Here is a 1,096-nt window from a genome sequence, read left to right on the forward strand (position 1 = left end):
CGGCGATGCCGCCCGGCCCTACCGGCTCGCCGACCCGATGCAGGAAAAGCCCGCGCCCGGCGACCTGCTCTGTTTCCTGCGCGACCGCAGCAGGCCGGTCAGCCACGGCGGCCTGGTCCAGGCACTGGACAGCGGCGGCGCCGACCGCAGGGAATCGCATTGCGAAGTGGCCGTGGCCGCCAACGTCGGCGGCGACCAGACCCTGTACCTGATCGGCGGCAACGTCGCCAATGCGGTGGTCATGCGCAAGTTGCCGCTGGATCGTACCGGGCGCCTCGTCGCGCCGCCGCCCCTGGATGCCGGAACACAGCCCTCACCGGTGGAAGCGGGATGCTCGCCCGGCCGCGAGGAAGAGTGCGATTTCAACCGGCAGGACTGGGCCGCGCTGCTGAAACTGGTCGAGATGGCTCCAGTGCAACAACCGCTGCCGGTGGAGCCGGCCAGGCCGTGGTGAGCGCGGCGGCAAAGCCGCTCCATCGACCGGTCATTCCCGTCGTGCAGGCATGCGATCCACCTCCGGCGTAGTTCCGCTTTCGCGCCCGGCCGCCTAAAGTGGCGCCATGCCTACCTTGTTGATCCTGATGATTCTCGGCGCCATCGGTTTCGCGTTCTGGGACGCGTCCCGGGCCGCGGCCGAACGCGCCACCGAACTCGGCCGCAATGCCTGCCAGGCCGCCGACGTGCAGTGGCTGGACCAGAGCGTGCACGCCATCGGACTGCGTCTGTGCCGGCTGCCCAGCGGCTGGCTCGGCTTCGAGCGCAGCTTTCGCTTCGACTATTCCCATGACGGTGTCGAACGTCACAGCGGGCGCATGGTGCTGCGCGGCAAGCAGCTGGTTTCCTTCGTCGGACCGGCCACCGCACGGGTCAGCATGCTGCAGCCGCGCAACGACGAGGCCGAGGACATCTGACCGCGGCTTTGCGCCCCGCGAGATCCGGAAGCGCATCCCCTCGAACGAAAACCGCCGCCTTGCGGCGGCGGCTTGGGTTACTTCACCACCCGGAGGAACGGGCGCTTGCCAGAAGGCTGGGGCGGCTCCGGCGGCGTGCTGGGCGGCGGCGTATCGTCGTCATGCGGCTCGGGGCCGTCGGTGCC

The 1,096-nt window shown here is 69.9% G+C and carries 2 protein-coding genes; both read left to right on the top strand.

Annotation, left to right across the window (positions count from 1 at the left end):
* On the top strand, positions 1-454 hold a 454-nt coding region (locus ABB22_RS17405; protein ID WP_152984256.1), incomplete at its 5' end, for a DUF2272 domain-containing protein.
* 106 nt (positions 455-560) lie between these two features.
* Entirely contained in the window at positions 561-911 is a 351-nt protein-coding gene (locus tag ABB22_RS17410; RefSeq protein ID WP_055770020.1) for a DUF3301 domain-containing protein, read from the top strand.
* The last annotated feature ends 185 nt before the right edge of the window (positions 912-1,096 follow it).

The sequence above is a fragment of the Stenotrophomonas nitritireducens genome (genome assembly GCF_001431425.1).
GTDB lineage: Bacteria > Pseudomonadota > Gammaproteobacteria > Xanthomonadales > Xanthomonadaceae > Stenotrophomonas > Stenotrophomonas nitritireducens.

Excerpts from the sequence above, each read along its gene's own strand:
- ABB22_RS17410 (WP_055770020.1), top strand. The coding sequence starts at position 561 with ATGCCTACCTTGTTGATCCTGATGATTCTCGGCGCCATCGGTTTCGCG.